Genomic DNA, 2,235 nt, shown 5'->3' with positions numbered 1-2,235 from the left:
AAAAAAGCTTTTTTAATGTATTCTTGTGTGATAAACTAAGTACAAGATATATCTAATTACTAAATGAAATGAGGTGTTTACAAATGATTTCTTTGATGATAGCCCCTCTAGTAACAATTGCTGTGTTTGTTATTCAAGGCGGGGTATAATAAAAAAGTTGCGCAACAAAATTTAATGTGGTATTGTTTACGCAACAAGTAAGAAACAATTAAATACTAACTTTAAGAAGTTAGTGAACAACAAATAAAATAAGTAGCCCACCAGTGATTCCTTCCCTGCAAAAGAATTGGCGTTCTTTTACAAGGTCAAGCAGAATCAAAGGTGTCAGCTCATGTAAAACCAGTACATGAAACTGATATAGGCTCCTTGTTGTAACGGTTGTCACAACGTCTTATTATAGCAATTCTTTAACGAAAATGACAGAGGAACATTCATTCTTTTGTCTAACAAGCCATTTAATCTAAAAAATAGCGCCGAATTCTCATTGGGTATCGTTCAACTTGTTTTATTTTACTGAACGAATGTCTGTTTTTATAGTTATTTACTTGTAAGTTAAGGAATTTATAATAGATAACGTGTGTGATAGTTACGATTAAGGGGACGATATACAGTCAAATGTATGTCGTCCCCTTTTTTTGTACCGTTTCAACGATTTGTTGTTTGCTAACTTGTTAGAAATTGATGAAAAAGAAAGGAGAGTTCCTATGCGAACAACGATTATGACTCCAGAAGAAGTATTGAAATACGGAAAGAGAGTAATACTTTTTCAAAATAAGAAAGGACGGAAAAAGAGAGAATTTGTCATTGAAGGTGATCGAATCTTTCAACAGACTATTGAATACATAGAGGGGCGGAAACACCTTATTCAAACGAATCCAGTTGAACTAGCGGATATCTACAACGAAATTGAACGTGTTTACTCTCAAAAAAACAAAGGTGTGTTGCTTGCTAGAAGATCAGGAAACTATAAAAGAAATCAAGCGAGACTATTGCCATTAAGAAAAACAGGGAAGGGAATGGGTGAAACATTACAGGGCGCTCAATTAGCGAAAGCTGCTTATCCGCTGATTTGTGAAGAGAATCAACCAGATGTTGTTAAAAGACGAGCGCAGCAACGCATTAAAAATGCAAAAAAAGAGAAAAAAGATAATGAACGATTGCGACAAGAAAATAAGCAACTCCAACAAACTTAACTGAATAGAAAATTAGCCTTTTCTTATTTGCTAATTTAAAACAAACGAATTAGCAACACATGTTTCAGACAATTTCAGACTTTTTTAGAGCCGAATCGAAAGCTTATGAACTTAGGTTGAGAGGGTAACTAGAAAAAGCTGCAACAAAGGATTATATTATTGCTTGATTCTTAGTTATCTAGGTAGAGGAAGCAGTACAACGCCTATTTTTAACCAATAGGATGGAAAACTGAGAAAGAATAAAAGAAGACGAAACCTATATGTCGGTGTGCAATGACCGCCCTGTTTATCAGCGTGACTACTAAGGGACAGGGGTTAGAACTACAACAGTAAAAATGTCACAATACACGGAGAGATTGATCTAAGGATCAATAACTTGCTCAGGCATGCGAGAGGTTCGTATGCCGTTTCCGAGAGTTTGGGGTGAACGGATGCTATTAAACCCTGCGACAGCAACACTATTGCGTAACAAGATACAAAATTAGTAAATAAGAGAAGGCTAATCATATTTAGGTGTCACACCCAATTGAAATGGGTGTGACACCCGAAGGAGGGAACACCATGGCTTCAAAAAAGCGAAGATATATTACGTTTACCGATCAAATGAACGAAGATTTGGCGTTTCTCCTGGATAAAAAACGGAAGGAACGCAAGAAAGCAGGTAACAATCGTCAGTATCACGAAAAGGATATGCTTGCGGAATTATTGCACCAGGCACGAGAAGTAAAAGAAGCTTTTGGATAGGAGAGAGTGCAAGAATGAATGATAGTAAAAACGAATGGAAAAAGTCGTTGATAGAGTTTCTATTTTTATTTGTTATTTATGAGATAGTGTTACTTTTTGGCACATTTATACTCATAAAAATGACTTTTGTACAATCGCTCAATCTTCCAATTATTGGCTACATGTTTGAGAATGTAAAAGAAAGTATTCGACAACTGAGTTTCATAGATTTTTTGCATAAAGATAGAGGCCTATCCGTGCTGCTTACTTTCTTTGCTTCAATACTAGCTTTTGGGTCAATGGAGTAAAAGCTAACTGT

General features: G+C 35.6%; 3 protein-coding genes. All 3 read left to right on the top strand.

All coding sequences use genetic code 11. The features are described 5' to 3' along the window. Window positions 1-704 precede the first annotated feature (704 nt). The 3 genes from BCR22_RS09755 to BCR22_RS09745 all read left to right on the top strand — a co-directional run bounded on the left by BCR22_RS09755 (window position 705) and on the right by BCR22_RS09745 (window position 2,224). Window positions 705-1,193, top strand: a complete 489-nt coding sequence (locus BCR22_RS09755) for a hypothetical protein (protein ID WP_069654726.1) — start codon at window positions 705-707, stop codon at window positions 1,191-1,193. A 561-nt stretch (window positions 1,194-1,754) separates the two neighbouring features. After that, window positions 1,755-1,937: a hypothetical protein gene (locus BCR22_RS09750; RefSeq protein ID WP_069654725.1), complete on the top strand. Its 183-nt coding sequence runs from the start codon at window positions 1,755-1,757 to the stop codon at window positions 1,935-1,937. A gap of 14 nt (window positions 1,938-1,951) precedes the next feature. Beyond that, window positions 1,952-2,224: a hypothetical protein gene (locus BCR22_RS09745; RefSeq protein ID WP_069654724.1), complete on the top strand. Its 273-nt coding sequence runs from the start codon at window positions 1,952-1,954 to the stop codon at window positions 2,222-2,224. Window positions 2,225-2,235: the final 11 nt, after the last annotated feature.

Origin of the sequence: Enterococcus plantarum (assembly GCF_001730295.1) — a bacterium.
GTDB lineage: Bacteria > Bacillota > Bacilli > Lactobacillales > Enterococcaceae > Enterococcus_L > Enterococcus_L plantarum.
Note: the sequence above shows the minus strand (reverse complement) of the source record. Positions and strands in the feature narration are given on the sequence as shown.

Bases quoted from the DNA above. Each gene is read 5' to 3' on its own strand.
- BCR22_RS09745 (WP_069654724.1), top strand. From the start codon at position 1,952: ATGAATGATAGTAAAAACGAATGGAAAAAGTCGTTGATAGAGTTTCTA.
- BCR22_RS09750 (WP_069654725.1), top strand. From the start codon at position 1,755: ATGGCTTCAAAAAAGCGAAGATATATTACGTTTACCGATCAAATGAAC.
- BCR22_RS09755 (WP_069654726.1), top strand. From the start codon at position 705: ATGCGAACAACGATTATGACTCCAGAAGAAGTATTGAAATACGGAAAG.